At 68.4% G+C, this 26,716-nt stretch carries 32 protein-coding genes; 18 read left to right on the top strand and 14 right to left on the bottom strand.

The features are described from left to right. Positions 1 to 41: 41 nt before the first annotated feature. A complete protein-coding gene (locus tag ACZ50Z_RS04235) occupies positions 42 to 707 on the top strand; it encodes a potassium channel family protein (RefSeq protein WP_008258523.1) in 666 nt (221 codons plus the stop codon). A gap of 36 nt (positions 708 to 743) precedes the next feature. Continuing rightward, entirely contained in the window at positions 744 to 1,400 is a 657-nt protein-coding gene (locus tag ACZ50Z_RS04230) for a potassium channel family protein (protein WP_008258524.1), read from the top strand. 130 nt (positions 1,401 to 1,530) lie between these two features. Here ACZ50Z_RS04230 and ACZ50Z_RS04225 read toward each other — a convergent pair whose 3' ends face one another. After that, a complete protein-coding gene (locus tag ACZ50Z_RS04225) occupies positions 1,531 to 2,202 on the bottom strand; it encodes a DUF3159 domain-containing protein (protein WP_464486081.1) in 672 nt (223 codons plus the stop codon). A gap of 14 nt (positions 2,203 to 2,216) precedes the next feature. Next, on the bottom strand, positions 2,217 to 2,585 hold the full coding sequence (locus tag ACZ50Z_RS04220) for an OB-fold nucleic acid binding domain-containing protein (RefSeq protein WP_464482406.1): 369 nt from the start codon (positions 2,583 to 2,585) through the stop codon (positions 2,217 to 2,219). A 136-nt stretch (positions 2,586 to 2,721) separates the two neighbouring features. On the opposite strand from ACZ50Z_RS04220, the gene ACZ50Z_RS04215 reads away from it, so the two are divergent. Then, complete coding sequence (locus ACZ50Z_RS04215; RefSeq protein WP_464482405.1) at positions 2,722 to 3,423, top strand: alpha/beta hydrolase; 702 nt, start codon at positions 2,722 to 2,724, stop codon at positions 3,421 to 3,423. An 11-nt stretch (positions 3,424 to 3,434) separates the two neighbouring features. On the opposite strand, the gene ACZ50Z_RS04210 is transcribed toward ACZ50Z_RS04215, so the two are convergent. Both ACZ50Z_RS04210 and dut read right to left on the bottom strand, forming a co-directional pair. After that, a complete protein-coding gene (locus ACZ50Z_RS04210; protein ID WP_464482404.1) occupies positions 3,435 to 4,196 on the bottom strand; it encodes a DUF3710 domain-containing protein in 762 nt (253 codons plus the stop codon). Positions 4,197 to 4,214: 18 nt separating this feature from the next. Continuing rightward, positions 4,215 to 4,679, bottom strand: a complete 465-nt coding sequence (dut, locus tag ACZ50Z_RS04205; protein ID WP_464482403.1) for a dUTP diphosphatase — start codon at positions 4,677 to 4,679, stop codon at positions 4,215 to 4,217. 25 nt (positions 4,680 to 4,704) lie between these two features. Between dut and ACZ50Z_RS04200 the strand changes: the two genes are divergently transcribed. Further along, a complete protein-coding gene (locus tag ACZ50Z_RS04200) occupies positions 4,705 to 5,190 on the top strand; it encodes a DUF3093 domain-containing protein (RefSeq protein WP_464482402.1) in 486 nt (161 codons plus the stop codon). 9 nt (positions 5,191 to 5,199) lie between these two features. Here ACZ50Z_RS04200 and ACZ50Z_RS04195 read toward each other — a convergent pair whose 3' ends face one another. Then, a complete protein-coding gene (locus ACZ50Z_RS04195) occupies positions 5,200 to 5,502 on the bottom strand; it encodes a DUF4193 domain-containing protein (protein WP_163710094.1) in 303 nt (100 codons plus the stop codon). Between the two features lie 203 nt (positions 5,503 to 5,705). On the opposite strand from ACZ50Z_RS04195, the gene cei reads away from it, so the two are divergent. Then, positions 5,706 to 6,356 carry an envelope integrity protein Cei gene (gene cei, locus ACZ50Z_RS04190; protein WP_464482401.1) on the top strand — a complete coding sequence of 217 codons (651 nt, stop codon included), beginning with the start codon at positions 5,706 to 5,708 and terminating at the stop codon, positions 6,354 to 6,356. Between the two features lie 5 nt (positions 6,357 to 6,361). Here cei and ACZ50Z_RS04185 read toward each other — a convergent pair whose 3' ends face one another. Next, the gene (locus ACZ50Z_RS04185) at positions 6,362 to 7,240 is read right to left on the bottom strand and encodes an inositol monophosphatase family protein (RefSeq protein ID WP_464482400.1); all 879 of its coding nucleotides are present in this window, start codon (positions 7,238 to 7,240) and stop codon (positions 6,362 to 6,364) included. Positions 7,241 to 7,342: 102 nt separating this feature from the next. Here ACZ50Z_RS04185 and ppgK point away from each other — a divergent pair, with 102 nt between their 5' ends. The 3 genes from ppgK (at position 7,343) to ACZ50Z_RS04170 (ending at position 10,387) form a co-directional block, all read left to right on the top strand. Continuing rightward, entirely contained in the window at positions 7,343 to 8,152 is an 810-nt protein-coding gene (gene ppgK / locus ACZ50Z_RS04180; RefSeq protein ID WP_464482399.1) for a polyphosphate--glucose phosphotransferase, read from the top strand. Positions 8,153 to 8,329: 177 nt separating this feature from the next. Next, positions 8,330 to 9,838: an RNA polymerase sigma factor gene (locus ACZ50Z_RS04175; RefSeq protein WP_464482398.1), complete on the top strand. Its 1,509-nt coding sequence runs from the start codon at positions 8,330 to 8,332 to the stop codon at positions 9,836 to 9,838. A gap of 132 nt (positions 9,839 to 9,970) precedes the next feature. Continuing rightward, a complete protein-coding gene (locus ACZ50Z_RS04170; RefSeq protein WP_464482397.1) occupies positions 9,971 to 10,387 on the top strand; it encodes a RidA family protein in 417 nt (138 codons plus the stop codon). Here ACZ50Z_RS04170 and ACZ50Z_RS04165 read toward each other — a convergent pair. After that, positions 10,333 to 10,704, bottom strand: a complete 372-nt coding sequence (locus ACZ50Z_RS04165) for a DUF952 domain-containing protein (protein WP_464482396.1) — start codon at positions 10,702 to 10,704, stop codon at positions 10,333 to 10,335. The two genes, ACZ50Z_RS04170 and ACZ50Z_RS04165, sit on opposite strands and share 55 nt — an antisense overlap. Positions 10,705 to 10,827: 123 nt before the next feature. On the opposite strand from ACZ50Z_RS04165, the gene ACZ50Z_RS04160 reads away from it, so the two are divergent. Further along, entirely contained in the window at positions 10,828 to 11,013 is a 186-nt protein-coding gene (locus tag ACZ50Z_RS04160) for a DUF7455 domain-containing protein (protein ID WP_008258551.1), read from the top strand. Between the two features lie 65 nt (positions 11,014 to 11,078). Further along, positions 11,079 to 12,080 (top strand): YihY/virulence factor BrkB family protein, encoded by a 1,002-nt coding sequence (locus ACZ50Z_RS04155; protein WP_464482395.1) that lies wholly within the window; start codon positions 11,079 to 11,081, stop codon positions 12,078 to 12,080. On the opposite strand, the gene ACZ50Z_RS04150 is transcribed toward ACZ50Z_RS04155, so the two are convergent. Beyond that, complete coding sequence (locus ACZ50Z_RS04150; RefSeq protein ID WP_464482394.1) at positions 12,081 to 12,320, bottom strand: DUF3039 domain-containing protein; 240 nt, start codon at positions 12,318 to 12,320, stop codon at positions 12,081 to 12,083. Between the two features lie 70 nt (positions 12,321 to 12,390). Between ACZ50Z_RS04150 and ACZ50Z_RS04145 the strand changes: the two genes are divergently transcribed. The 3 genes from ACZ50Z_RS04145 to ACZ50Z_RS04135 all read left to right on the top strand — a co-directional run bounded on the left by ACZ50Z_RS04145 (position 12,391) and on the right by ACZ50Z_RS04135 (position 14,781). Continuing rightward, positions 12,391 to 12,837 carry a DUF3099 domain-containing protein gene (locus ACZ50Z_RS04145; RefSeq protein ID WP_464482393.1) on the top strand — a complete coding sequence of 149 codons (447 nt, stop codon included), beginning with the start codon at positions 12,391 to 12,393 and terminating at the stop codon, positions 12,835 to 12,837. A 134-nt stretch (positions 12,838 to 12,971) separates the two neighbouring features. Next, positions 12,972 to 13,961 carry a sigma-70 family RNA polymerase sigma factor SigB gene (sigB, locus tag ACZ50Z_RS04140; protein ID WP_082991580.1) on the top strand — a complete coding sequence of 330 codons (990 nt, stop codon included), beginning with the start codon at positions 12,972 to 12,974 and terminating at the stop codon, positions 13,959 to 13,961. 130 nt (positions 13,962 to 14,091) lie between these two features. Continuing rightward, positions 14,092 to 14,781 (top strand): metal-dependent transcriptional regulator, encoded by a 690-nt coding sequence (locus tag ACZ50Z_RS04135; protein WP_464482392.1) that lies wholly within the window; start codon positions 14,092 to 14,094, stop codon positions 14,779 to 14,781. 48 nt (positions 14,782 to 14,829) lie between these two features. Here ACZ50Z_RS04135 and ACZ50Z_RS04130 read toward each other — a convergent pair whose 3' ends face one another. After that, positions 14,830 to 15,891: a DUF4192 domain-containing protein gene (locus tag ACZ50Z_RS04130; protein ID WP_464482391.1), complete on the bottom strand. Its 1,062-nt coding sequence runs from the start codon at positions 15,889 to 15,891 to the stop codon at positions 14,830 to 14,832. A gap of 113 nt (positions 15,892 to 16,004) precedes the next feature. Between ACZ50Z_RS04130 and sthA the strand changes: the two genes are divergently transcribed. Continuing rightward, positions 16,005 to 17,420: a Si-specific NAD(P)(+) transhydrogenase gene (gene sthA, locus ACZ50Z_RS04125; protein ID WP_464482390.1), complete on the top strand. Its 1,416-nt coding sequence runs from the start codon at positions 16,005 to 16,007 to the stop codon at positions 17,418 to 17,420. Here the strand turns inward: sthA and ACZ50Z_RS04120 are convergent, their stop codons facing one another. Then, positions 17,421 to 18,257 carry a trypsin-like serine peptidase gene (locus ACZ50Z_RS04120; protein WP_464482389.1) on the bottom strand — a complete coding sequence of 279 codons (837 nt, stop codon included), beginning with the start codon at positions 18,255 to 18,257 and terminating at the stop codon, positions 17,421 to 17,423. It abuts the gene before it with no gap. Positions 18,258 to 18,484: 227 nt separating this feature from the next. Between ACZ50Z_RS04120 and ACZ50Z_RS04115 the strand changes: the two genes are divergently transcribed. Genes ACZ50Z_RS04115 through ACZ50Z_RS04105 form a run of 3 tightly spaced genes read left to right on the top strand, consistent with a single transcriptional unit; the run spans position 18,485 to position 21,281 of the window. Continuing rightward, positions 18,485 to 19,456: a proteasome assembly chaperone family protein gene (locus ACZ50Z_RS04115; protein WP_464482388.1), complete on the top strand. Its 972-nt coding sequence runs from the start codon at positions 18,485 to 18,487 to the stop codon at positions 19,454 to 19,456. Positions 19,457 to 19,515: 59 nt separating this feature from the next. Next, complete coding sequence (locus ACZ50Z_RS04110) at positions 19,516 to 20,547, top strand: alpha/beta fold hydrolase (RefSeq protein ID WP_464482387.1); 1,032 nt, start codon at positions 19,516 to 19,518, stop codon at positions 20,545 to 20,547. 47 nt (positions 20,548 to 20,594) lie between these two features. Then, complete coding sequence (locus ACZ50Z_RS04105; RefSeq protein WP_464482386.1) at positions 20,595 to 21,281, top strand: PhzF family phenazine biosynthesis protein; 687 nt, start codon at positions 20,595 to 20,597, stop codon at positions 21,279 to 21,281. A gap of 24 nt (positions 21,282 to 21,305) precedes the next feature. On the opposite strand, the gene ACZ50Z_RS04100 is transcribed toward ACZ50Z_RS04105, so the two are convergent. From ACZ50Z_RS04100 to ACZ50Z_RS04090, 3 genes are all read right to left on the bottom strand, one after another. Continuing rightward, positions 21,306 to 21,791, bottom strand: a complete 486-nt coding sequence (locus tag ACZ50Z_RS04100; protein WP_464482385.1) for a peroxynitrite isomerase — start codon at positions 21,789 to 21,791, stop codon at positions 21,306 to 21,308. 45 nt (positions 21,792 to 21,836) lie between these two features. Further along, positions 21,837 to 22,301, bottom strand: a complete 465-nt coding sequence (gene nrdR, locus ACZ50Z_RS04095) for a transcriptional regulator NrdR (RefSeq protein ID WP_008258565.1) — start codon at positions 22,299 to 22,301, stop codon at positions 21,837 to 21,839. A 152-nt stretch (positions 22,302 to 22,453) separates the two neighbouring features. Further along, positions 22,454 to 22,948, bottom strand: coding sequence for a LysM peptidoglycan-binding domain-containing protein (locus tag ACZ50Z_RS04090; protein WP_464482384.1), 495 nt, complete (start codon positions 22,946 to 22,948; stop codon positions 22,454 to 22,456). A 293-nt stretch (positions 22,949 to 23,241) separates the two neighbouring features. On the opposite strand from ACZ50Z_RS04090, the gene lexA reads away from it, so the two are divergent. Continuing rightward, a complete protein-coding gene (gene lexA / locus ACZ50Z_RS04085; protein WP_464482383.1) occupies positions 23,242 to 23,940 on the top strand; it encodes a transcriptional repressor LexA in 699 nt (232 codons plus the stop codon). A 9-nt stretch (positions 23,941 to 23,949) separates the two neighbouring features. Here the strand turns inward: lexA and ACZ50Z_RS04080 are convergent, their stop codons facing one another. After that, positions 23,950 to 26,175, bottom strand: coding sequence for an LGFP repeat-containing protein (locus ACZ50Z_RS04080; RefSeq protein WP_464482382.1), 2,226 nt, complete (start codon positions 26,173 to 26,175; stop codon positions 23,950 to 23,952). Between the last annotated feature and the right edge of the window lie 541 nt (positions 26,176 to 26,716).

The raw sequence follows: 26,716 nt of genomic DNA, 5'->3' as shown, positions 1-26,716 counted from the left end.
GTTGCCGACGAAGGGCGCAGGATGCGGCCGAGAGGACACAAGTGCGAGTAGTAGTGATGGGCTGCGGCCGTGTCGGCTCCTCGGTCGCCGACGGGCTGTCCCGCATCGGTCACGACGTGGCGGTCATCGACCGCGACAGCACGGCCTTCAACCGGCTCAGCCCCGAATACGCCGGCGAGCGGGTCCTGGGGCAGGGGTTCGACCGAGATGTACTGCTGAGGGCCGGTATCGAAGAGGCGGACGCGTTCGCCGCGGTGTCCTCCGGCGACAACTCCAACATCATCTCGGCGCGCCTGGCGCGGGAGACGTTCGGCGTCAAGCGAGTCGTGGCCCGCATCTACGACGCCAAGCGCGCCGAGGTCTACGAGCGCCTGGGCATCCCGACCATCGCGACCGTGCCCTGGACCACCGACCGCCTGCTCAATGCGCTGCTGCGGGAGACCGAGACGGCCAAGTGGCGCGATCCGACCGGCACGGTCGCCGTCTCCGAGGTCGTCCTGCACGAGGACTGGATCGGCCACCGGGTCACCGATCTCGAGCAGGCCACCGGCGCGCGGGTGGCCTTCCTGATCCGATTCGGGGCCGGGGTGTTGCCCGAGCCGAAGTCGGTGATCCAAGCCGGCGATCAGGTCTACGTCGCGGCGATCTCCGGCCGCGCCGCCGAGGCGGTGGCCATCGCCGCGCTACCGCCGAGCGAAGACCTGTGACGAATTCCAGCGACGGGCTTTGAGGAGACTGCGCATATGAAGGTAGCGGTTGCCGGCGCCGGCGCGGTCGGTCGCTCGGTCACGCGGGAACTCATCGGCAACGGCCACGATGTGACGTTGATCGAGCGCAACCCGGACCACGTCGACGTCGACGCCATCCCGGCCGCGCACTGGCGCCTGGGCGACGCGTGCGAGCTGACGCTGCTGGAATCGGTGCACATGCAGGAGTTCGACGTGGTGGTGGCCGCCACCGGCGATGACAAGGCCAACGTCGTGCTAAGCCTCTTGGCCAAAACCGAATTCGCGGTCCCCCGGGTGGTGGCCCGGGTCAACGACCCGCGCAACGAGTGGCTGTTCACCGACGCCTGGGGCGTCGACGTCGCGGTGTCGACACCGCGCATGCTGGCCTCGCTCATCGAAGAGGCCGTCGCCGTCGGCGATCTGGTGCGCTTGATGGAATTCCGCAAGGGGCAGGCCAACCTCGTCGAGATCACCCTGCCCGACGACACGCCCTGGGGCGGCAAGCCGGTGCGCAAACTGCAGCTGCCGCGCGACACCTCGCTGGTGACGATCCTGCGTGGCCCGCGGGTCATCGTTCCCGAGGAGGACGAGCCGCTGGAAGGCGGCGACGAGCTGCTGTTCGTCGCCGTCGCCGAGGCGGAAGAGGACCTGCAGAAGCTGCTGTTGGGCTAGTGGCGATCGCAAGCGCGGCCGTGGCGATCGCAAGCGCGGCCGTGGCGATCGCAAGCGCGGCGTAGCCGGGCGCAGCGGGTCGCCACTACAGGCCGTAGCCGGGCGCAGCGGGTCGCCACCAGCGGGCTAGTCAGGCCTCGGCCTCGGCCACGGCCATGGCCCGCTGCGCCGACTTGATCGCCGCATAGGTCGCCAGCGCGGCAAGCAGGGTCAGCGGCCAGCCCATCCCGATCCGCGCCGCCGCCAGCCACCCCGTCCGATCGGCGTCGTAGAGCAGCCCTTGGACCACAAAGCGGGCGGCGAACACCAGCACCCAGCCCAGCGAGGCGATGTCGAACGCGAGGACGGCGCGGGGAACGCTGCGCCAGCCGTCGCCGCGTCCGGTGGCCCAGCTCCACGCGTAGCCCACCAGCGGCCGGCGGATCGCCACCGACGCCGCGACCACCACCGCCCACACCAGCGACATCCAGATGCCCAGCAGGAAATAGCCCTTGGACTCCCCCAGCACGTAGGCGATCAGCGCGCACAGGGCCACGCCGAAGAACCCGGAGAACGCCGGTTGTGGGGAATCCCGCCGAATCAGCCGCCAGATCAAGACCAGCGCGGCGATACCCAGCGCGGCCGCGATGGCCGGGACCAGACCCGACACACTCGAAACGATGACGAAGACGACCACCGGAAGCGACGAGTAGATGACGCCGCTGACACCGCCCGCCTGCGCCAGCAGGCGCTCGGGACTGATGCGACTAGTGGTTTGTTCCGATGAACCCGGCTCCCGGGGGGACGGGGTTGCGCCACCCAAACCTTCCGGGACGGTCACCGCTGAATTTCGTAGTGCGGGTTGTAAATCGCCTTGGTTCCGTTCTCGAGCTTGCCGAGGCGACCCCGCACCCGCAGGGTGCGGCCCGAGTCGATGCCGGGGATGCGGCGCTGTCCCAGCCACACGAGCGTGACGGTGTCGCTGCCGTCGAACAGTTCGGCGCGCACTCCGCCGGCGCAGGCCCTGCCGTTACATTCCACGCTGCGCAGCGTGCCGACCATCGTGACTTCCTGGCCGCGCTCGCAGTCGATAGCCCGTTGCGCTCCGGTGCTCACGACTTCGTCGGACAGTTCCTCAGAGTCGCGTTGCTCCGGATCCTCCGTCAACCGGCGGGTCAGCCGGCGCAGATACCCTTGGGCCCCCATGGCCACTCCTGACAATGCTGATAAGCCTCGACGCTTCCATTTATGCCAACGGACACCGTAGACCTCTTGGTTCCCCAGCGCCAACCGACTCAAACGTGATGTTGGACCGCAGGTCAACGCCGTGCACTATCGAGGGGTGGTGGTCGATCTGCGCGGTGTCACGACGGTGTTGTTGGCTGGAACCGGCTCCGACGACGACTACATCCGCCGGGCGTTTTCCGGCCCGTTAGCCCAGGTCGGCGCGGTGCTGGTGACCCCGCCGCCGCGACCCGACCGGCTGGTTCACGGGTACGTGGCCGCGCTGGACGCCGCGGCGCGCGAAGGCCCGATCGCCGTCGGCGGCGTGTCGATCGGCGCGGCCGTGGCGGCGGCCTGGGCGCTGGCCCATCCCGACCGCGCAGTCGCGGTGCTGGCCGCGCTGCCGGCGTGGGCGGGTGCGCCCGGGGAGGCGCCGGCCGCCCTCGCGGCGCGGTATTCGGCCTCCCGATTGCGAGCCGACGGCCTGGCCGCGACCACGACCCAGATGCGGGCGTCCAGCCCACCGTGGCTGGCCGACGAGCTGACCCGCTCGTGGGGAGCCCAGTGGCCGCACCTGCCCGACGCCATGGACGAGGCGGCGGCCTACGTCGCGCCGAGCTGCGACGAGCTGGCCGCGCTCGTCGCGCCGCTGGCGGTGGCGGCCGCGGTCGACGATCCGATTCATCCGTTGCAGGCCGGTGTCGACTGGGTCGCCGCAGCGCCGCGCGCAGCGCTGCGCACCGTGACGCTGGATCAGATCGGGGCGGATCCGGCCGCCCTGGGCGCGGCCTGCCTGGACGCGCTGGCCGAGCTGAGCTAGCCGTCCCGCTGTCAGCCGCCGGTGGTGGTGCGCAGCTGTTGCATCGCCGACCCATCGGCGCTGCGGCGCGCGGCGGGCTCGTCGGCCGGGGCCCGTTGCTCCTCGGCTTGCTGCGCATCGCCTTGTTGTGAGGCCTGTTGCGCCGCGGCGGCTTCGCGCAGCTGCTGGGCCATGGGCTCGGGCAGCTGCACGGCCAGCGGTGTCCGTACTGGCAGGGGTGTGTCGCCGCGCCGAACCACGGTGTCCGCCAACGCCGCTCGCGCCTCCTGCTCGAGCGCCTCCATCGTCTCGTGGGCGCCGTTGATGACGCAGCGAATCATCCAGCGGTAGCCGTCGACGCCGATGAAGCGCACCACGCCCGTGGCGGTGCCAACCACTTCCCGCCCCCACGGGCCGTCCTTGATGCTGACCTGGGCCGAGTCATTGCGCAGCGATTCGGCGAGCTCGCCGGCGACTTCGCGCCACAACCCGCCCGTCTTGGGCGCGGCGTAGGCGGCGATAGTGAAACGGCCGTTGGCCGTGACGACCCAGACCGCGCTCGGGACACCGGTTTCGGTCAGCTCGACCTGTAGCTGGCCGGCCTCGGGCATGGGGATCAGCACCGAACCCAGGTCGAGGCGGGCCAGCTCGGCGACGGCGGGGTCGTCGAAGTCCTCGATGTCGAACGGGCCCTCGAGCTCCTCGTCGGCGCCTGACGTCACGACCTCGTCCCCCTGCACGTCCGCGGCGAGGGCACTGTCGTCCTTGCGTGCGCGCTTACCGAATGCAGCCATCAGCGCCGCTCCTTCTCATCACAAACTCGCATGTCCGCCGGAGGAACCGTGACCACCGTCGCCACGTGTCGTTTCGGCCAGCCCCGCCTCGTCGAACGACGACACCTCGACCAGCTCCACCAACTCGACCCGCTGCACCAACAGCTGGGCGATGCGGTCGCCGCGATGCACCACGATCGGCTCGGCGGGATCGAGGTTGATCAGCGCGACCTTGATCTCGCCGCGGTAGCCGGCGTCGATGGTACCGGGACTGTTGACGATCGAAAGCCCAACGCGCGCAGCCAATCCCGACCGAGGGTGAACGAGGCCTACCATTCCGAACGGGATGGCGACCGCCACGCCCGTGCGCACCAGCGCGCGTCGCCCGGGCTCGAGTTTGACGTCCTCGGCGCTGTAGAGATCGATCCCCGCGTCGCCTTCGTGGGCGCGAGCGGGCAGCGGAAGTTCGGGGTCAAGGCGGACGATGGCCAGACTGGTCGACACGGGGCCACAGACTACCCTTGACTGCGTGTCCGATACGCGCGTCGCGCCGCACAACGTGCGGTATCGCGAACGATTGTGGGTTCCGTGGTGGTGGTGGCCACCCGCCTTCGCGCTGGCCGGCGTCCTCGCATTCGAGTTCAACATGGGCGTCACCCGGCAGTCCTCCTGGTGGCCGTACGCCGTGCTGTTCGCGGTGGCGGCCGCGGCGCTGTTGTGGTTGGGCCGCATCGAGATCCGGGTCACCGCCAACCCATCCGTGCCGGGGGAAGTGGAACTGTGGGCGGGCCATGCGCACCTGCCGGTCACCGCGATCGCCCGGTCCGCACAGGTAGTGCCCTCGGCCAAGTCCGCCGCGCTGGGCCGCCAGCTCGACCCCGCGGCCTACGTGCTGCACCGGGCATGGGTGGCGCCGATGATCCTGGTCGTCCTCGACGACCCGGACGACCCGACGCCGTACTGGCTGGTGAGCTGCCGTCACCCGGAGCGGGTGCTGTCGGCCCTGACAAGGTAAGAGCAGCTATCAGGCCGCGCAGTCGGTACAGATCATCACGCCGTTCTTCTCGCTGGCCAACCGACTGCGGTGTTGCACCAGAAAGCAACTCGAGCAGGTGAACTCGTCAGCCTGCTTCGGAACGACACGGACCGAGAGTTCTTCACCGGACAGGTCGGCGCCGGGCAGCTCGAAATTTTCGGCGGTTTCAGATTCGTCGACATCGACGACGGCCGAAGCCGCCTCGTTCCGTCGCGCTTTGAGCTCCTCCAGCGAGTCCTCCGAAACGTCGTCCGTCTCGGTACGCCGTGGAGCGTCATAGTCGGTAGGCATATCTATTCCCCTGCCCTATTGCCTCATTGCCTCTGCATGCCCTCGTAAATCTCAAGCATCGCTTTGTACCAGCGTCGAACGCATCCACCAAATGATTCGTGCCCGTATCGCGGCCCATTAAGGTGTGATTTACGTCACACCCCCATTTTTACCCTTGCGCTCGCTTCTGAACAGTGGGTTTGCCGTGCGACTAGAGTGCAGCTGTGGTCACACAAATCACCGAGGGTACCGCCTTTGACAAGCATGGTCGGCCCTTCCGGCGGCGCAACCCCAAGCCTGCGATCGTCGTGGTGATTTTCCTCGCAGTGGCGACCGGCGTGATCTGGACCGTGGCGCTGACGCGGCCCGCCAAGGTGCACGAGGCGGTGGTGTGCAACCTCCCGCCGCAGTCGACCGGTTCGGCGCCGGCCCAGCTCGGTGAGCAGGTGTCGCGCAGCGCCATGATGGACGTCGCACCCGCCAAACTCGCCGACACCAAGGTCCGCGTGCTCAACGCCAGCGGCCGGGGCGGGCAGGCCGGCGACGTCGCCGGGGCGATGAAGGACCTCGGCTTCGCGCAGCCGACCGCCGCCAACGACCCGCTGTATGCGGGCACCCGGCTCGCCTGCCAAGGCCAAATCCGTTTCGGCACCGCGGGACAGGCCACCGCCGCGGCGGTATGGCTGGTGGCTCCGTGCACCGAACTGTTCAACGACAGTCGCGCCGACGACTCCGTCGACCTCGCCCTGGGAACCGACTTCAGCGCGCTGGCCCACAACGACGACATCGACGCCGTGCTCGCCACCCTGCGCCCCGGCGCCAGCGAGCCGTCAGATCCCACGCTGCTGGCCAAGATTCACGCCAGCAGCTGCTGAGGCGCTCAGTCCAGGATCGGATCCAGGCCGTTGAAGCGCTCCAGGACGGCGAGCAGCTCGTCGGCGATCCCGGGCGCGGCCGCCAGCACCAACCCCGCCCCGGTGGCGTCGTGCGCCGGCAGCACCACCCGGGCCCCTGCCTCGGCGGCGATCAGCGCGCCCGCGGCGCGGTCCCACACCTTCAAGCCGTGCTCGTAATAGGCGTCCAGCCGGCCCGAGGCGACCATGCACAGATCCAACGCCGCCGAGCCGATGCGACGAACATCGCGGACCACCGGCAGCATGCGCGCCAACAGCGCCGCCTGCGCCGCGCGGCGCTGCCGCGAATAGCCGAAACCGGTGCCCAACAACGCCATCGACACGTCCTCGACCGCCGCGCACTGCAGCGGCTGGGTGCCGTGGCCGTCGGTGACGTGCGCCCCGAGGCCGCTGGCCGCCGAGTACGTGCGGTCGCCGACGACGTCGGCGACCGCCCCGGCCACCGACTCGCCGTCGACCTGCGCGCCGACCGACACCGCGTAGGCGGGGACGCCGTACATGAAATTCACCGTGCCGTCGATGGGATCGAGCACCCAGGTCACCGTTCCGGCCGGCGCGTCCGCCGGGTCGGTCGGCCCGCCGCCCTCCTCGCCGAGAATGGGGTCCCCAGGCCGCAATTCGGCCAGCCGGTCCCGCAACAGGCGCTCGGTCTCGGTGTCGACCACCGTCACCGGATCGGTCGGGGTGCTCTTGGTCCGCACCGCGCCGCTGTCCGGGCCTGCCACACCCGCCGGCTCGGCGCCGAACACCTCCGCGCGCCGGCGCCGCACGAACGCGGCGGCCTCGGTGGCCAGGGTCTCGGCCACGGAGCGCAGCCGTACGAGCTCGTCATCGGATCGGGTCACCGGTCTATCGCATCACAGTCGCCCCGGCCGCGCAGACACCGCGGGCCGCACGCGTCGCGGCGTTAAGGTGAGCGGACAGCCCAGTCACGCCGAGGAGATTCGATGACCAGCACCGACTCGACCACGGACACGCCCGGCGCCGCACCGGCCGACGGCACACACGAGCGCCGCGGCTTCGGCATCGACGTCGGTGGCAGCGGCATCAAAGGCGGCATCGTCGACATGGACACCGGGTTGCTGATCGGCGAGCGGGTCAAACTGCTGACCCCGCAACCCGCGACGCCGTCGGCGGTCGCCAAAACCATCGCCGCGGTCGTCAACGAATTCGGGTGGACCGGGCCGCTGGGAGTGACCTATCCCGGGGTCGTCACGCACGGCGTCGTGCAGACCGCGGCCAACGTGGACAAGTCCTGGATCGGCACCAACGCCCGCGACATCATCAGCGCCGAGCTGGACGGCCAGGACGTCACGGTCCTCAACGACGCCGACGCGGCCGGGCTGGCCGAGGAGCATTACGGCGCGGGCAGAAACCAGACGGGCCTGGTAATTCTGCTGACCTTCGGCACCGGGATCGGCTCGGCGGTCATCCACAACGGCACGCTGATACCCAACACCGAATTCGGGCACTTGGAGGTCGGGGGCAAGGAGGCCGAGAAACAAGCGGCGTCCTCGGTGAAGGAAAAGAAGGGTTGGTCCTACGAAAAGTGGACCAAACACGTGACCGAGGTGCTGGTGAGCATCGAGAACGCGATGTGGCCGGACCTGTTCATCGCCGGGGGCGGCATCAGCCGCAAGGCCGACAAGTGGCTGCCCCTGCTCGAGAACCGCACCCCGGTGGTGCCCGCGGCCCTGCTCAACACCGCCGGGATCGTCGGCGCGGCGATGGCCGCCACCTCGGACGTGACCCACTGATTTTCGCCCGGCAGAGCTGTAGTACCGCGCACTGTCGTTACAATGGTCTTCGGCGAACGCCCAACCGATAGCGTGCGACTACTCACGCTGATACCAACGCCGACATCGACATAGCAGACACTTTCGGTTAACCATGCCCAATACCCACCGAAAGTGAGCCCAAACGAAGGGGTGTAAGTGGCAGCGACCAAGGCAAGCCCGGCAACCGATGGGCCGGTGAAACGCACCGCCACGAAGTCTCCGTCGTCCCCCGCCAAGCGTCCGGCCGCCAAGGCCGCCAACGGCGCCGCGCCCGCCAAGCGGGCCGCCAAGAGCGCCGCGCGGCCCACCAAGCCCGAAGCCGCCGAACCCGCCAAGAAGACCCGCTCCAAGGGAGCCGAGGCCAAGGGGCGCGGCACCAAAGCAGCCAAGGGCGGCCCCGCGGATCCCGACGCACTCGATTCCGACGGCGCCGTCGAGGATCTCGACAACGAACCCGACCTCGAGGGTGAGCCCGGCGAAGACCTCGACATCGACAGCGACCTGTCCCTCGACGACCTCGAGGACGACGTGGCGGCCGACGGCGAAGATTCCGACGCCGAATCGAACGATTCCGAAGAGGGTGACGACGAGACGCCCGCCCCCAAGGCGGCGGTCGAAGCCGCCGCCGACGAGGACGACGAGATCGCCGAGCCCACCGAAAAGGACAAGGCCTCCGGCGATTTCGTCTGGGACGAGGACGAATCCGAGGCGCTGCGCCAGGCGCGCAAGGACGCCGAGCTCACCGCGTCGGCCGACTCGGTGCGCGCGTACCTCAAGCAGATCGGTAAGGTCGCGCTGCTCAACGCCGAAGAAGAGGTCGAGCTGGCCAAGCGCATCGAGGCCGGCCTGTATGCCACGCAGCTGATGACCGAGCTGACCGAGCGCGGCGACAAACTGCCCGCCGCCCAGCGCCGAGACATGCAGTGGATCTGTCGCGACGGCGACCGCGCCAAAAACCATCTGCTCGAGGCCAACCTGCGGCTGGTGGTGTCGCTGGCCAAGCGCTACACGGGTCGCGGGATGGCGTTCCTCGACCTCATCCAGGAAGGTAACCTGGGTCTGATCCGCGCGGTCGAGAAGTTCGACTACACCAAGGGCTACAAGTTCTCCACGTACGCCACGTGGTGGATCCGTCAGGCCATCACCCGGGCCATGGCCGACCAGGCTCGCACCATCCGCATCCCGGTGCACATGGTCGAGGTGATCAACAAGCTGGGCCGCATCCAGCGCGAGCTGCTGCAGGATCTGGGCCGCGAGCCCACGCCCGAAGAGCTGGCCAAGGAAATGGACATCACGCCCGAAAAGGTGCTCGAGATCCAGCAATACGCGCGTGAGCCGATCTCGCTGGACCAGACCATCGGTGACGAGGGCGACAGCCAGCTGGGCGATTTCATCGAGGACAGCGAGGCCGTAGTGGCCGTGGACGCCGTGTCGTTCACGCTGCTGCAAGACCAGCTGCAGTCGGTCCTCGAGACGCTGTCGGAGCGCGAGGCCGGCGTCGTACGCCTGCGCTTCGGCCTCACCGACGGCCAGCCCCGCACCCTGGACGAGATCGGGCAGGTGTACGGGGTCACCCGCGAGCGCATCCGCCAGATCGAGTCCAAGACGATGTCGAAGCTGCGCCACCCCAGCCGCTCGCAGGTGCTGCGCGACTACCTCGACTAGCCCGATCGGCCGTTCGCGAGAACGGTTGGCGCACAAGCTGTTCGCCGCACGCTGAATGCGGAACGGCCAAACGACCGCCGCCGCGCGGAAATTCGGCTGCGCCGACGGCGCCGCCGTCGTACGGTGAGGCGCATGTCAGCCAACCGCAGAGTGGTCTCGTCCGGTTCGGAATTCGAATCGGTGGTCGGTTACTCGCGCGCCGTGCGGGTCGGGCCGCATGTGTCGGTGGCCGGGACAACCGGCACCGGGCCCGCCGATGACATCGCCGCCCAGGCGCGAGATGCGTTGCGCCGCATCGACATTGCGCTACAACAGGCGGGCGCGTCCCTCGCCGACGTGGTACGCACGCGCATCTACGTCACCGACATCTCGCGCTGGCGCGAGGTCGGAGCCGTGCACGAGGAGGTGTTCGGCGCGATACGTCCCGCGGCGACCATGGTCGAGGTCTCGGCGCTGATCGCGCCCGAGTTGCTGGTGGAGATCGAGGCCGACGCCTACCTCGACTCGCCGGCGAGCGGAGGGAAGACGCCGTCGGCGCCCGGCGGGTAGGCGGTGACCCGGGTCACCGCGGCCACCGGCAGGGTGCCGTACAGGTGCGGGAACAACATCGACTCCGGATCGGTTGCCACTCCCGGCTCCCAGCGCACCGGTGCGTCGAGGCGGGCCGGGTCGATGTGCAGCAGTACCAGGTCGGCGCGACCCCGGTAGAGCCGGTTGGCGGGCAGGTGGACCTGATCGGGCGTCGACAGGTGGATGAAGCCGGCGCCGCCGACGGGGCTGATGGCGCCGTCGCGGCGGCCCCGCGCCCACTGCTCGGTCCCGCACAGGTGCACCAGAACGTCGGCGGCGAAGGTCACGACCGACACCCTAGAGAACCGTCCAAACCAAACCTGACCAGGCCGTGAGAAACGACACACCCGATAACGATCGGGGAACAAGGCGAAAACGCCATACGTCTGAGAAAGTGAATGTACGAGAACGGAGAAGCCATGAATGCAACTCTGACGAGTCCAGAACTGACACGGGCCGACCGCTGCGACCGCTGCGGTGCCGCTGCTCGTGTACGCGCCAAGCTGCCTTCCGGCCTCGAGCTTCTCTTCTGCCAGCACCACGCCAACGAGCATGAGGCCAAGCTGACCGAGTTGGACGCCGTGCTGGAGGTCAGCGGAAGCTAGCCCGCCCGAACTCGCCCGTCGCCAATGTGGGCAGCGCGCGCGATCTTCGGTAATGCTGGACTGGTATGAGCGATCAGGTCGCAAAACCGTCGCGCCACCACATCTGGCGAATCACCCGTAGGGCTCTGTCCAAGAGCTGGGACGACTCGATCTTTTCCGAGTCGGCTCAGGCGGGTTTCTGGTCGGCATTGTCGCTGCCGCCGTTGCTGCTCGGGATGCTGGGCACCATGGCCTACGTGGCGCCGCTGTTCGGTCCGGACATGCTGCCCAACATCCTGCGGCAGCTGATTTCGACCGCGCACAGCGTGTTCTCCCCCAGCGTGGTCAACGAGATCATCGAGCCGACGGTCCGCGACATCGCCAACAACGCTCGCGGCGAGGTGGTGTCGTTGGGTTTCATCATCTCGCTGTGGGCGGGGTCGTCGGCCATCTCGGCGTTCGTCGACTCCGTCGTCGAGGCGCACGACCAGACGCCGTTGCGCCATCCGGTGCGGCAGCGCTTCTTCGCGCTGTTCCTCTATGTCGTGATGCTGGTGGTCGTGGTGGCGACGGCGCCGCTGGTGGTCGTCGGCCCCCGCAAGGTGGAAGAACACATCCCACTCGGCCTGTCCAACGCGCTGCGCTATGGCTACTACCCGGCGCTGATCATCGGGCTGACGCTCGGGGTGATGATCCTGTACCGGGTCGCGCTGCCGGAACCGCTGCCGTCGCACCGACTCATCCTCGGCGCGATGCTGGCGACCACGGTATTCGTCACCGCCACGCTGGGCCTGCGGTTCTACCTGAGGTGGATCACCAGCACCGGTTACACCTACGGCGCGCTTTCCACACCGATCGCATTCCTGCTGTTCGCGTTCTTCGGCGGCTTCGCGATCATGCTCGGCGCCGAACTCAACGCCGCCGTCCAGGAGGAATTCCCCGCGCCCAGGACCCACGCCCACCGGGTGCGCACCTGGTTGTTCTCGCGCTCACCCGCCCTGAAGCGGACTGTGGAGACGCTGGCCAGCCCGATCGCGAATCCCGCAACACAACAACGCGATACCGCGCCGGCTAAGCCGCCCGGGTGATCAGCCCTTCTTGAGCCGGTCGTAGATCTGCTTGCAATCCGGGCAGACAGGCGAGCCCGGCTTGGCCGCCTTGGTGACGGGGAACACCTCGCCGCACAACGCCACGACGTGGTTGCCCATCACCGCGCTCTCGGCGATCTTGTCCTTCTTGACGTAGTGGAAATACTTGGGTGTGTCGCTGTCGGTCCCGTCGTCGACGCGTTCGTCGGTCTCGGTGCGCTCGATCGTCTGGGTCTGCATACCTCACATTCTTGCACTGCCCGGCGCGCTGCCCAGCTGCACCGAAACCGGCCAAGCCGGAATGGTCCAGGTGTGGGACAGTGGAGAAATGAAGCACGGCTCCGACGCCGGGTTCGACGGCAGCTTCGATGACTTCGCCGGCAACAAAGGCCGCCCGGTGCTCATCACCGCCGCCGAGCCCTCCTACGAGGAGCAGCATCGCGCGCGAGTCCGTAAGTACCTGACCCTGATGGCATTCCGGATTCCGGCGCTCATCCTCGCCGCGCTCGCCTACGGCGCGTGGCACAACGGCCTGATCTCCCTGGCGATCGTGGCGCTGTCAATTCCCCTGCCCTGGATGGCCGTGCTGATCGCCAACGACCGGCCGCCGCGCCGCCCCGACGAGCCCCGCCGGTTCGATGACGCGCGCCCGCGCACCCCCCTGTTCCCGCGGCCCGAACGCCCGGCGCTCGAAGCTCCGCGACACCCCGAGCCGGGGTGGCCACCCGACGCGCGGGGCGGAATCGACGACGCCTAGCTGTCGTTCCCATTAGGTGTCGTCGCGGCGCACTTCTCAGGACATTCTCAGGTCTGCGGCACATTTGTGCACGTCAAGACGTGTGAGATGGGGAACCGCTGGGAACTCTGAAACCTGATCGGTCGTTGAACTCGATGACAGTACAAGCCGAACGGGAGGTCGCTATGGCGAACGCCAGCACGAGCAGATTTGACGGCGATCTGGATGCTCAAAGCCCCGCGGCGGATCTAGTGCGCGTATATCTGAACGGAATAGGCAAGACGGCGTTGCTCAACGCGGCGGGGGAAGTTGAACTCGCGAAGCGCATCGAAGCCGGTCTCTACGCCGAGCACCTGCTGGAGACGCGTAAGCGCCTCGGGGAGAACCGTAAACGCGATCTAGAGGCCGTGGTGCGCGACGGTAAGGCCGCGCGCCGTCACCTGCTGGAAGCGAACCTGCGCCTGGTGGTGTCGCTGGCCAAGCGGTACACGGGCCGGGGCATGCCGCTGCTGGACCTGATCCAGGAGGGCAACCTCGGACTGATCCGCGCAATGGAAAAGTTCGACTACACAAAGGGATTCAAGTTCTCGACCTACGCCACGTGGTGGATCCGTCAGGCCATCACCCGCGGCATGGCCGACCAGAGCCGCACCATCCGGCTGCCCGTCCACCTGGTGGAGCAGGTCAACAAGCTGGCGCGGATCAAGCGCGAGATGCACCAGAACCTCGGCCGCGAGGCCACCGATGAGGAACTGGCCGCCGAATCCGGCATCCCGGTCGAGAAGATCAACGACCTGCTCGAGCACAGCCGCGACCCGGTCAGCCTGGACATGCCGGTGGGCTCCGAGGAAGAGGCCCCGCTGGGCGACTTCATCGAGGACGCCGAGGCGATGTCGGCCGAGAACGCGGTGATCGCCGAGTTGCTGCACACCGACATCCGCAGCGTGCTGGCGACGCTCGACGAGCGTGAGCACCAGGTGATCCGGTTGCGGTTCGGACTCGACGACGGCCAGCCCCGCACCCTGGACCAGATCGGCAAGCTGTTCGGGCTGTCCCGCGAGCGGGTCCGCCAAATCGAGCGGGACGTAATGTCCAAACTCCGCAACGGGGAGCGCGCCGACAGGCTACGGTCGTACGCGAGCTAACAACTCCACTCAAGCTAGGTAGCAGACAGTATGCCCGCCGCGTCAGCGGCGGGCATACTGCTTGCCTGGGAGGCGTTACACCCATTCATGCAGCTGGCCAAGTAGACTCAGCGTCGATGGAAGGTGCTGAATGAACGACCTGGTTGACACCACCGAGATGTACCTGCGGACCATCTACGACCTCGAAGAAGAGGGCGTAACGCCGCTACGTGCCCGAATCGCCGAACGCCTCGATCAGAGCGGGCCGACTGTCAGCCAAACCGTGTCCCGGATGGAGCGCGACGGGTTACTTCATGTGGCCGGTGACCGCCACCTCGAGCTCACCGACAAGGGCCGCGCGCTGGCAGTGGCCGTCATGCGCAAGCACCGCCTCGCCGAGCGATTGCTGGTCGACGTCATCGGGGTGCCCTGGGAAGAAGTGCACGCCGAGGCGTGCCGCTGGGAGCACGTGATGAGCGAGGAGGTCGAGCGGCGGTTGGTGAAGGTGCTCAACCACCCCACCACGTCGCCCTTCGGCAACCCGATTCCCGGGCTCCTGGACCTGGGCGTGGGCCCGGAGTCCGGCGCCGAGGATGCCAACCTCGTCCGGCTGACCGAGTTGCCGCCCGGCTCGCCGGTGGCCGTCGTCGTCCGGCAGCTGACCGAACACGTCCAGGGCGACACCGACCTGATCACCCGCCTCAAGGACGCCGGTGTGGTCCCCAACGCGCGGGTGACCGTCGAGACCGGGCCCGCCGGCGTGACCATCGTCATCCCGGGCCACGAAAACGTCACCCTGCCCCACGAGATGGCCCACGCGGTCAAGGTCGAAAAGGTCTGACGCACCACCCCGTCGCCTCCCGGCGCCGCCGACTGCGGCGACCCGTCACTAACCCGCCCTGCGGCCGAACGGCCGTCGCGGCGGTAGCCGCACCCCGAACTGTTTGGCGAGCCGGTACCCGCTGAGCGCGAGATCCCGGATGTCCTCGGGCCGCAGGCCCGACTGCAACGCGGTGTCCAGCATGCCCGCCATCCGGTGCTCGGGCTCACAACGCAGCGCCTCCTGCAGCGACACCCCGGCCAGCGGGCCGTCGCCGCGCGCGTAGGCACTGAACGCGAGGAGGGCCAGCGCCTCGACCCGCCACGGCGGCGGCAGGGTGCGCGCCAGTACGGCCCACAGCGACTCGACGTCGTCGGCGCCTTCGCCGACGGCAAGGGCGTACAGGATGTCGCGCACCTGCGGGTCGCTCAACGCGCAGCCCAGCGCGGCCAGCTCGGCGTCGGACAGCGATTCGCCCGAGGCCACCCGGGCGGCGGCCGCCAGCGCGCCCTCCACGTCGCCGCGGGTGCAGCGGACCGGCTGAGCGCGGTGCGCGACCCGGCGCCGGGCGGCCTGGCGCCCGAGAGCGCCGGCCAACGCGGCACTGCGCTCCGGGTCGTCGGGCGCGATGACCGCCTGCAGATCGGCGCGCCGCGGGTAAAGGCGCCTGCCCTCCAGCACCGCCGCGGCCGCCAGCGGCGACGCCGAGGGATCCTCGACGAGGCCACTCGACCCGCAGCCCTCGACGCAATGCCAGCGCCCGCCGAGGGCGACCCGGTCGACCACGTGGGTGGCCCATAGCTCAATGTCGTGCTGCGACAAGGACTCTGCGAGCGCCTCACACAGCTGCCGGTACTCCTCGTTGCAGCTCGGGCAGTGGGCGCCGTCGGCGTCGACAATCACCGCGATGACGGCCTCCGGTCGGGCCGCCGCGGCAACCTCCGCCAAATGACCGACCCGGCCGGCCAACTCCTCGGAGAGATCCACGCGCATCACCGACCCGAGCTGCCGATCGTCCAAAGACACTAGTACCAATGAATTTTCGGGAATGAAGCCGAGAACGGCGGGCAGCGCGGCGATGAGCGCGCCGGGGCGGGAAAGCTCGAAGTCGGGTTGTGGATGCGTGGTCATGAGCACCAACGCTGACGGCCGCCACCGTCAGCCGGTGCTCGCGCGCGCCGGCGCGGCAGCGGAGCTGTGGATGAACCCGGCACTGTGAGTTGTGCTGCTCTACTGTTTAGCCCATGGGCTCGGCGCAAGAGTACGACATGGTGGTCATCGGTTCGGGACCCGGCGGGCAGAAGGCGGCCATCGCGTCGGCCAAGCTGGGCAAGTCGGTCGCCATCGTCGAACGCGGCCAGATGATCGGCGGCGTGTGCGTCCAGACCGGCACCATCCCGTCAAAGACGTTGCGCGAGGCGGTGCTTTACCTCACCGGGATGAGCCAGCGCGAACTCTACGGCGCGAGCTATCGGGTGAAAGAGAAGATCACCCCGGCCGATCTGCTGGCCCGCACCCAGCACGTGATCGGCAAGGAAGTGGACGTGGTGCGTAACCAGCTGATGCGCAACCGCATCGATCTGCTGATCGGCCACGGGCGTTTCGTCGACCCACACACCATCGAGGTCGAAGACCCGTCGCGGCGCGAAAAGGTAACCATCAGCGGCAAATACATCGTCATCGCCACCGGCACCAGGCCGGCGCGGCCATCCGGCGTCGAGTTCGACGAGGAGCGCGTGCTCGACTCCGACGGGATCCTCGACCTCAAGACGCTGCCCACCTCGATGGTGGTCGTCGGCGCCGGCGTCATCGGCATCGAGTACGCCTCGATGTTCGCCGCACTGGGCACCAAGGTAACCGTGGTGGAAAAGCGCGGCGACATGCTGGATTTCTGTGACCCCGAGGTGGTCGAGGCCCTCAAGTTCCACCTGCGCGACCTGGCGGTGACGTTCCGGTTCGGTGAGGAGGTGACCGCGGTCGACGTCGGCTCAGCGGGCACCGTCACCACGCTGGCCAGCGGCAAACAGATTCCCGCCGAGACGGTGATGTATTCGGCCGGGCGGCAGGGGCAGACCGACCATCTCGACCTGCACAACGCCGAGCTGGAGGCCGACAACCGCGGGCGGATCTTCGTTGACGACAACTTTCAGACGAAGGTGCCGCACATCTATGCCGTCGGGGACGTGATCGGTTTCCCGGCGCTGGCCGCGACCTCGATGGAGCAGGGTCGGCTGGCCGCCTACCACGCGTTCGGGGAAGCGTGCGACGGCATCACCGAGCTGCAGCCGATCGGCATCTATTCGATCCCCGAGGTCTCCTACGTCGGCGCCACCGAGGTGGAGCTGACCAAGGACTCCATCCCCTACGAGGTCGGGGTGGCGCGCTACCGGGAGCTGGCGCGCGGCCAGATCGCCGGGGACTCCTACGGGATGCTCAAGCTGCTGGTGTCCACCGAGGACCTCAAGCTGCTCGGCGTGCACATCTTCGGCACCAGCGCTACCGAGATGGTGCACATCGGACAGGCGGTGATGGGGTGCGGGGGCACGGTGGACTACCTGGTGGATGCCGTCTTCAACTACCCCACGTTCTCCGAGGCCTACAAGGTGGCCGCGCTCGACGTGATGAACAAAGTGCGCGCGCTCAACCAGTTCCGCCGCTAGCTAGCAGGCGTCCTGCAGGTCGCTCGGGACGGGATCGCCCGGGCCACCGACTTCGGCGCGGGCCAGCAGCTCCGCGGTCTGGGCGTCGAACGGCGCCGAATACGACATGTCCGCCGCGCACCCGCCGCGCTCGAGACCCCCGATCAGCCCCGTGAGCGTGGTGCCGCTGACCCACGGAGCGCCACTGGTGCCGTCCACCAGACCTTCGCACGCCAGCGCGGGGAACCCGGTGTCGCTGACCGAAGTGCTGCCCTGACACCCGATGGGGTCCCCGCCCACGCCGACCGGATACCCCAGCACGGTCACCCGGCTTCCCGGCGGGGGCGTCACGCCCAGCGTCAGCGCCAAACCGGCGCGGGACTCGACGCCGGCACCGGTGTCGTTACTGACCCGCGCGATCGCGTAGTCGGCGTGCGGATCCTTGCTGGCGACCCAGCGGGGATCGAGATAGACCGCGTCCGCCTTCCACACGTCGCCGGGTGCCGGCGCGGCGTCGCCGGCGAAACCGGGAACAAAGGTGATCAGCGAAGCCCCGGCCAAACAGTGCGCCGCGGTCATGATGAGGTCCCCGCCCTTGGAATGCACCACCGAACCGGTGCAAACGTGAAGCGGCCCACCGTCGATGAAGATCGCCCCGATGCGCCGATCCGGCTCCACCGGACCCGCGACCGCCTTCTGCTCGGGCTGGCTGAGCCGCTGCACCGGGCCGCTCGCGCGCGGCGCCGAGACCGGGGCACCCGACACCTGCTCGACGGGCCGGTGACACGACGTCAGCGACGTCGCCACCCCCACCACCGAGCAGAGCACCAGGATCGGTATGCGCATCGCCTTCATCATGCCCGACGGGGTGGCGGCGAGCCGACTTCCGCGCGACGCGATGTGCCAGGGGGTTTGCTGACGTACCGGAGGCCCCCCGATATGTTCTCACCGGATTACGTCTGAGAATTATCGCGTTTCACGGTGCGAACGCGGAACCGAGTTCGCTGTTCGATATAGGTGCCGCCTGATTCGGGGGACACTGGGTAGGGCACCCTAAAGAGACCCCCGAAAGGAGGCGATCGAAGATGGATCACCCTCAAGACGCAGGTGATCGGTACCAGCCAGGGCAGCCCGGCATGTACGAGCTGGAGCTGCCGGCGCCGCAGTTGTCGACGTCCGACGGCCGCGGTCCCGTACTGGTGCACGCCCTGGAGGGCTTTTCCGACGCCGGTCACGCCATCCGGCTGGCGGCCTCGCATCTCAAGGCGGTGCTGGACACCGAGCTGGTCGCGTCCTTCGCGATCGACGAATTGCTGGACTACCGCTCACGGCGGCCGCTGATGACGTTCAAGACCGATCACTTCACCAACTACGACGATCCGGAGCTGAGCCTCTACGCGCTGCGCGACACCGTCGGCACGCCGTTTCTGTTGCTGGCCGGCATGGAGCCGGATCTCAAGTGGGAGCGCTTCATCACCGCGGTCCGCCTGCTGGCCGAGCGCCTCGGCGTGCGCCAGACCATCGGCCTGGGCACCGTCCCGATGGCGGTTCCGCACACGCGGCCGACCACCATGACGGCGCACTCCAACCACCCGGAGTTGATCGCCAACTTCCAGCCGTGGATCGCGGAGATCCAGGTCCCCGGCAGCGCGTCCAACCTGTTGGAATACCGGATGGGCCAGCACGGCCACGAGGTGGTCGGCTTCACCGTGCACGTCCCGCACTACCTCACGCAGACCGATTACCCGGCCGCCGCGCAGGCGCTGCTCGAGCAGGTCGCCAAGACCGCGTCCCTGGAGCTGCCGCTTACGGCGTTGACCGAAGCGGCGGAGGTGATTCGGGCCAAGATTGACGAGCAGGTCGAAGCGAGCGCAGAGGTCGCTCAGGTGGTGGCCGCGCTGGAGCGCCAGTACGATGCCTTCATCGACGCTCAGGAGAACAGATCGTTACTGTCGCGCGACGAGGATCTGCCGAGCGGCGACGAGCTGGGCGCGGAGTTCGAGCGATTTCTGGCCCAGCAGGCGGAGAAGAAGTTCGACGACGACGATCAGGCCTGACCGCCAGTCAAGCCCCAACCACACCGCCCTTAGCCCGGCCCGACGACAAGGTTGGCCCCATGACCGAGCGGAAGCGCAAGAACAGACTCCGCCCGGTGCGTGAAGTGACCGCACCCAAACTCGAGTTCCGCACCATCCACGGTTACCGGCGCGCGTACCGCATCGCCGGCTCCGGGCCGGCCATCCTGCTGATCCACGGCATCGGCGACAACTCGACGACGTGGAATGCCGTGCAGGCCAAGCTCGCCCAGCGCTTCACGGTCATCGCCCCGGACCTGCTGGGCCATGGCCAGTCCGACAAGCCGCGCGCCGACTACTCGATCGCGGCGTACGCCAACGGGATGCGGGACCTGCTCAGTGTGCTCGACATCGAGCGGGCCACGATCGTCGGTCATTCGCTGGGCGGCGGTGTGGCCATGCAATTCGCTTACCAGTTCCCGCATTTGGTCGAGCGGCTGATCCTGGTCGGCGCCGGCGGCGTGACCAAGGATGTCAACTTCGTCCTGCGGTGGGCCTCGCTGCCGATGGGCAGCGAGGCCATCGCCTTGCTGCGGTTGCCCCTGGTGCTACCGGCGGTTCAGGTCGTGGGCCGCGTCCTGGGCGCCGCGCTGGGCAGCACCGGCCTGGGCCGCGACCTGCCCAACGTGCTGCGGATCCTCGATGACCTGCCGGAACCGACGGCGTCAGCGGCGTTCAGCCGAACCCTGCGAGCGGTGGTGGACTGGCGCGGGCAGATCGTCACCATGCTCGACCGATGTTATTTGACCGAGGCCATCCCGGTGCAGATCGTCTGGGGCACCAAGGATGTGGTGGTGCCGGTTCGGCACGCCTGGATGGCCCACGCCGCGATGCCCGGTTCACGGCTCGAGATCTTCGAAGGCTCCGGCCACTTTCCCTTTCACGACGACCCGGCCCGCTTCATCGAGGTCGTCGAGCGCTTCATGGACTCCACCGCGCCCGCCGAATACGATCAGGCCGCCCTGCGCGGGCTGCTGCGCGCCGGTGGCGGCGAGCGGGCGGTCACCGGCCCGGCCTCCACCCGCGTCGCCGTGCTCGACGCCATGGGGTCCGACGAACGCAGCGCCACCTGATCCCACCTTGATCGAAGCGGGCGGGATCCGCGTCGTACAGTCGGGCCATGGGTATCGACGTCACGGTGTTGCGGGTGTTCACCGATGCGGACGGCAATTTCGGCAATCCGCTCGGCGTGGTGGACGCCGGCCAGGTCCGGGCCGCCGACCGGCAGCGGGTGGCCACCCAATTGGGTTACAGCGAAACGGTTTTCGTTGACCTTCCCGCCGCGGGCTCGGCGACCGCGCATGCCACCATTTACACGCCCCGCACGCAGCTCCCGTTCGCCGGCCACCCGACGGTCGGCGCCTCGTGGTGGCTGCGGGAGAACGGTTCACCGATCAACACGCTGCAGATACCGGCGGGAATCGTGCAGGTGGGCTACGACGAACACCGCACCCGCATCAGCGCACGCGCGGAATGGGCGCCCGAGTTCGCGCTGCACGAATTCGGTTCTGCCGACGACGTTCTCGCCGCCGATCCCACGGACTTCCCCGACGACACGGCGCACTACCTGTGGGCCTGGACCGACCGGGCGACCGGGTCGCTGCGGGTGCGCATGTTCGCCGCCAACCTCGGTGTGCCAGAAGACGAGGCGACCGGTTCGGCCGCGATGCGGATCACCGACTACCTGAGCCAAAACCTGCGGATCACCCAGGGCAACGGATCCGTCATCGAAACCACCTGGAGCGCGCAGGGCTGGGTCGCGGTGGCCGGGCGGGTGGTCAACGACGGTGTGCGACAGCTGGACTGACCGCGCCCGCCGGCGCCTAGACGCTCAGCGCTGCCGGTGCAACACCGCGGCGAGGTGGTCCTGCAGCGGCTGGCCGACCGCACCCATCTGCACCGTGTAGGACAGCTCGTCGCCATCGATGCGGAACGAACGCCCAAGTCCCGTCACCTCTTTGGCGGTGGGAGTCAGGCCGACCGCGGTGGTGGACATCTGCATTTCGATGAGCTCGCCGGTGACCGAATAGGTGCCGACCTCGATCTCGGTGATGCCACTCGGATGGGCCAACACCAGTTCGACGTGGCCCGGCTGCGGCACGCGGAGATATCCCGACTCGGCGTGCAACGGCTTGCCGTCGGCGACCGCCTTGGTTTTCTGGGCGTAGGCCAAAAACGGTTTGCCCACATGGGCGAACGTGACTTCTTCGAGGTAGTCGAAGGGCGGGATCGTCGGGTACTTGCCCGCGCCCTGACCGGTCCAGGTGCCGAGGAGTGGGGCCAGGGCCGCGAGGTCGGGATGCAACTCGGTGGGCATGCAACTGAGCCTAGCGGGGGGACGTGAACCAACCCGGCGAGGTCATCAGCCCGGGGTGGCCACCCCGCGGTGCTCACGAAGCGCCTGGATCTCACGCTCGAAGTCGTCCGCGGACTCGAAGGAGCGGTACACGGACGCGAACCGCAAGTACGCCACCTCGTCGAGATCGCGCAACGGCCCCAGGATGGCCAGGCCCACCTCGTGGCTGGGGACCTCCGGGGAGGCGACGGCGCGCACGGTGTCTTCGACCTGCTGGGCCAGCAAGTTCAGTGCGTCGTCATCGACCTGACGGCCCTGACAGGCCCGGCGGACCCCGCTGATGACCTTCTCCCTGCTGAAGGGCTCGGTGACGCCGCTGCGCTTGACCACCGCCAGGACCGCGGTTTCCACCGTGGTGAAACGTTTTCCGCACTCCGGGCACGATCGGCGGCGCCGGATGGCCTGCCCTTCGTCGGTTTCGCGCGAGTCGATCACCCGGGAATCCGGGTGACGGCAGAAGGGACAGTGCATGACCGCTCCTTCACCGTGCCGACAACCAGGTACCGCAGAACTTTGAGCGTACCTGTGCGCTGACCTGCACGGCTAACGGAGCCGCCGTCCGCGTGGCCGCGCCAAGGGCGGCGGGCACCCGTCGGGCCGGAGCCGTTGCCGCACAACGACCGTCAGCCGATCGGGGCGATCAGCGTTTGGCCGGCAACCAGCGTCGCCGAGTTCAGGTCGTTGAGCTCACGGATGCGGTCGGCTACCTGGGCGGCCGGAGCGTCGGGCGCCACCCGGTGAGCGACATCCTGCAGCGACTCCCCCGCGTCGACCCGCACGACGGCGAGCCGGTCCGGAACCGGGGCGGCCGAATTCGTGGAGTCGCCGTTGAGGACCTGCCCTACGTTCGCGACGAGGCCCAACCACAACGTGATCGCCCCGGCGGCCAGCGCCAGGCCGACCGTCGTTGCCCAGGTGACGGAGCGCCTGCGGTGCGGAGCGACAGACATCGCGACCCCGGTGCCGTAGTAGCGCGTCGACGCGCCCGCCGGCCGCGACGGCGCGGGCCTGCGGGACCGGGCCAGGCCGTCCCTGCCGTACCGAACGCCCTGAACCGGTCCGTTGATCGGGCGCCGAAGACTGCTGCTACGCGGCGCAACCGTGTGGATGACTGTCATCTTCGTTCCTCCGGTCAACTAGCTCTCGCTCGTGTGTTCGACTCTAATCGCTTGTGTGTTCGAAACCCGAACATTTGAGCGAAGCGTGTCGCACGAGCAGAACGCTAGATCACACCACCGACAAGTCCGTCGGCCCTTATCACTGTCACGAGGCACAAATACCCGATCTCCGCAAGAGTTACACATTTGTGATTCGGCCGATGGCGGTGCTTTTCCGGGCTGCGGGACACCGCGCGACACGCTAGTCGAACACATGTTTGATTCTTGTCGGCGGTGCGGCTACATTCAGTGGCATGGGCGACAGCAACGACATCTCCCCGGCCGGAGCCGGCGGCCGGCTGCACTCCGTGGATTCCGCGCTGACCGAACGGCAGCGCACCATTTTGAATGTCATCCGCGCCTCGGTGACCAGCCGCGGCTATCCCCCGAGTATCCGCGAGATCGGCGACGCCGTCGGCCTGACGTCGACGTCCTCGGTGGCACACCAGCTGCGCACACTGGAGCGCAAGGGATATTTGCGCCGCGACCCCAACCGCCCGCGGGCGGTCGATGTCCGCGGCGCCGACGACGACGTGGCGGCCCCCGCCACCGAGGTGGCCGGATCGGACGCGCTGCCGGAACCCACGTTCGTCCCGGTGCTCGGGCGCATCGCGGCCGGCGGGCCGATCCTTGCCGAAGAAGCGGTCGAAGACGTGTTTCCGCTGCCGCGCGAGCTGGTCGGCGAGGGCACGCTCTTCCTGCTCAAAGTGGTGGGTGACTCGATGGTGGAGGCCGCGATCTGCGACGGCGACTGGGTGGTGGTGCGCCAGCAGAACGTCGCCGACAACGGCGACATCGTCGCGGCGATGCTGGACGGCGAGGCCACCGTCAAGACGTTCAAACGCGCGGGCGGTCAGGTGTGGCTGATGCCGCACAACCCGGCGTTCGACCCCATCCCGGGCAACGACGCGACCGTGCTGGGCAAGGTCGTCACGGTGATCCGCAAGGTCTAGCGACCGGGGCTAGTCGGCCCTGGTGAAGCCGTTGGCCACCGCGACCTCTTCGCTGGACAGCCAGATCTCGGGAAGCGTGTCCTGGTAGAGGTCGCTGCCCGGCGTGTAATACAGGCCGTAGCGAGCGCTCGCCTTGATCGGGTAGCCGTCGGGCGGCTGGTACGGGTCGTCGAGCGGCAGGTGGATGGTCGGGCGCCCATCCGGGCCCGCCAGCCCATTTTCCGAGCTGTCTTCGGCGTCCGCGGCGGCGTGCCGTCCGCTGGATCGCTGCGCCGCCCCGGCGAAGGCGCCGGCCCCGGCCGCGGCGGCCGCGGCCTCGCCTGGCTCGGCGACGAAATCCCGCTCGGCGGCGAAATCGTCTGCGGGTTCGACATCCGCATCCGGCACGGCGACGTCGGGATAGTCATCCTCGGGGGCGGCGGTTTCCAGGGCGCCGGTCACGGCGTCGGCATCGGGCGGGGTGCGGGGGACGGCGACGTCGGGATACTCGTCGTCGACGTACTCCTCCTCCGCATAGCCGGCATCAACGTAATCGGCGTCGACGTAGGCGGCGTCATCGGCGGTCTCGGACTCGGCGACCTCGGGAACGGCGTCGGTGTAGTCGGTGTAGTCGGCTTCGGCATCGGGATAGTCAGCCTCCGACAGCATCTCCTCCGAGACGACGGGGATGGAATCGGTGTCGATCGCGTCGGGGTCTTCCTCCTCGATCCCGTAGTCGCTCTCCGACGGCGCCTGACGCTGCCAACTGACCCGCGCGGTGCCCGCGCCATCGGTCGCCTGCTCGGGTTCGTGCGACCCCCCGAGCGCGAAATGCTCGGTCGCGAGGTCGGGGTCCTCCGGGCCCCAGGGCGCCTCGGCCGCGTCATAGCCGCGGTCGGGCACATAGCCGGCAGCCTCATCCGCCTCAGAGCGACGCCGGCGCCACCCGAACAGCACCCACGCCAACACCACCAGCAGCACCAGCACCGGAATGACGGCCAGCCACCACCACGAATGCCAGCCGAACGTGGTGGCGTGCGACGATGTGGCCGAGTTGCTCGGCTGGTTCTGACCCGACACCTGCAGGCCGCTCAACAACGGCGCGAGGTTGGACGGATCCGTCGTGAACGTGTTCTTCGCCCGGTTCCACGAAACCTTGCCGCCGGTGAACTGCTGCGAGATCACGTCGCCGTCCACGGCCTGGTCGCCGACCGGAGCGCCGAGTTTGCCCGCCGGCCCGCGCAGTTTGTCCCAGGCCGCCTTCATCGCCCCGCGCACGACGAACGCGCCGTGCTCGGCGGTCCGGAAGATCACCGGCTTGTCGGCGGCCGAGAAGGTGCAGATCCGGCTGGACGGGCCGATTCCGCCGTCGGTTTCGTTGGTGACGGGAAATCCGAGGCCGCTGCCGACGGGGCCGCCGAGGGACTCGTATTTGGCCAAGATGTCGGTCTCGAGGGCGTTCGCGCCGGTGGCCGGGGTGAAGAACACCTTGCCACCGGCGAAGTTCTGGACGATGCCGTCACCGCCGATGGGCGTCTGCCCGCCCTGCTTGGCGCCGAGCGGTCCATTGGGTCCCCCGGCCGCCCGCCAGGCCATGTTGATGGCCGCGGTGGGATCGATCGCCACCTGCAGGCCCTTCAATTGGTCGGCCAGCCCGGGCGGTTCGGTGGTGAACTCCTTGGTCTGCCGGTTCCACGAAACCTGGCCGCCGCTGAACTTCTGCGAGGACACCTCGCCGTTGTAGGTTTCGTCGCCGACCGGCACACCGAGGACCCCGCCCGAACTGCCCAGCTTGTCCCAGGCGGAGTTGATGGCCCCCCGCACGACGTACGGGCCGTGCTCCGGCGTCCAGAAAATGACCGGCTTGTCGGTTGCCGAGAAGGTGATCACCCTGCTGTCGGGGCCCGCCAGGCCGGGCACTTCGTTGATGGCCGGGAACCCCAGATCGCTGCCGACCGGGCCGCCCAACATCTCGTACTTCTCCAGGATGGGGCCGTAGGCGAATTTAGCCCCGGTGGCCGGGGTGAAGAACATTTTGCCGCCGTCGAAGTCGAGGGCGAACCCGTCGCCGGCGGGGTAGACGTCACCCTTGCGGGGGCCGAGCGGGGACGTGTCGCCGCCGGCCTTCTCCCACGCGGCCATCATCGCCGCTTCGGCGTCGCCTATCGGGCTCGCTGTCGCGACGGGCGCCAGCAATACGGCGGCTAGTGCTGTGGTCGTCAGGCTGACCAGCGCGCTTCCGATCAGCTTGCGCATGTGACCTCTATGCACCTTCACCAAGCCTTCCAGCCTCCGGATAGGGCTCCATCTGCGGCTATGCCCTTACCTGCATAACCGGCGAGCGGGCCGTTCTTCCGCGGGGAATGGACCCGCTTACGATCCGCCTTATCGCCGGGCTCGCATAACTTTGCTCCAGCCAACAAGAAATGCGAAGTCAAATCACGAATTTTACAAAAAGGGATACCACACCGATGTCGAAATGATGCCGGGCCACTGCCGAATCGCGACCATCCCTGTGCCGGGAGATCGCGCGCCCAAAGCGCATCGCGACTCGATCATCGAGCACGCTTGCTGACCACCGACTCGCCAGCGGAATTGCGCCCGCCACCGTTGCCGGCGGCGCACGAGACGGCCTACGCCGTGCGGATCGCGGGTCGGCCTTTGCGTGCCGGGCGCGGTCGGCGCACCGGCGCCGACGGTGTTCGCCGGATCGTGAAAGCGGCCCGTATTTGGGCGAAAAATCAATGCAGTCATCCGGCAGGCGTTCGCCGCCCGGACGACGATCCAGCAAACGAAA

Source organism: Mycobacterium sp. NTMscope_MAC_269, from assembly GCF_976985695.1.
Note: the sequence above shows the minus strand (reverse complement) of the source record. Positions and strands in the feature narration are given on the sequence as shown.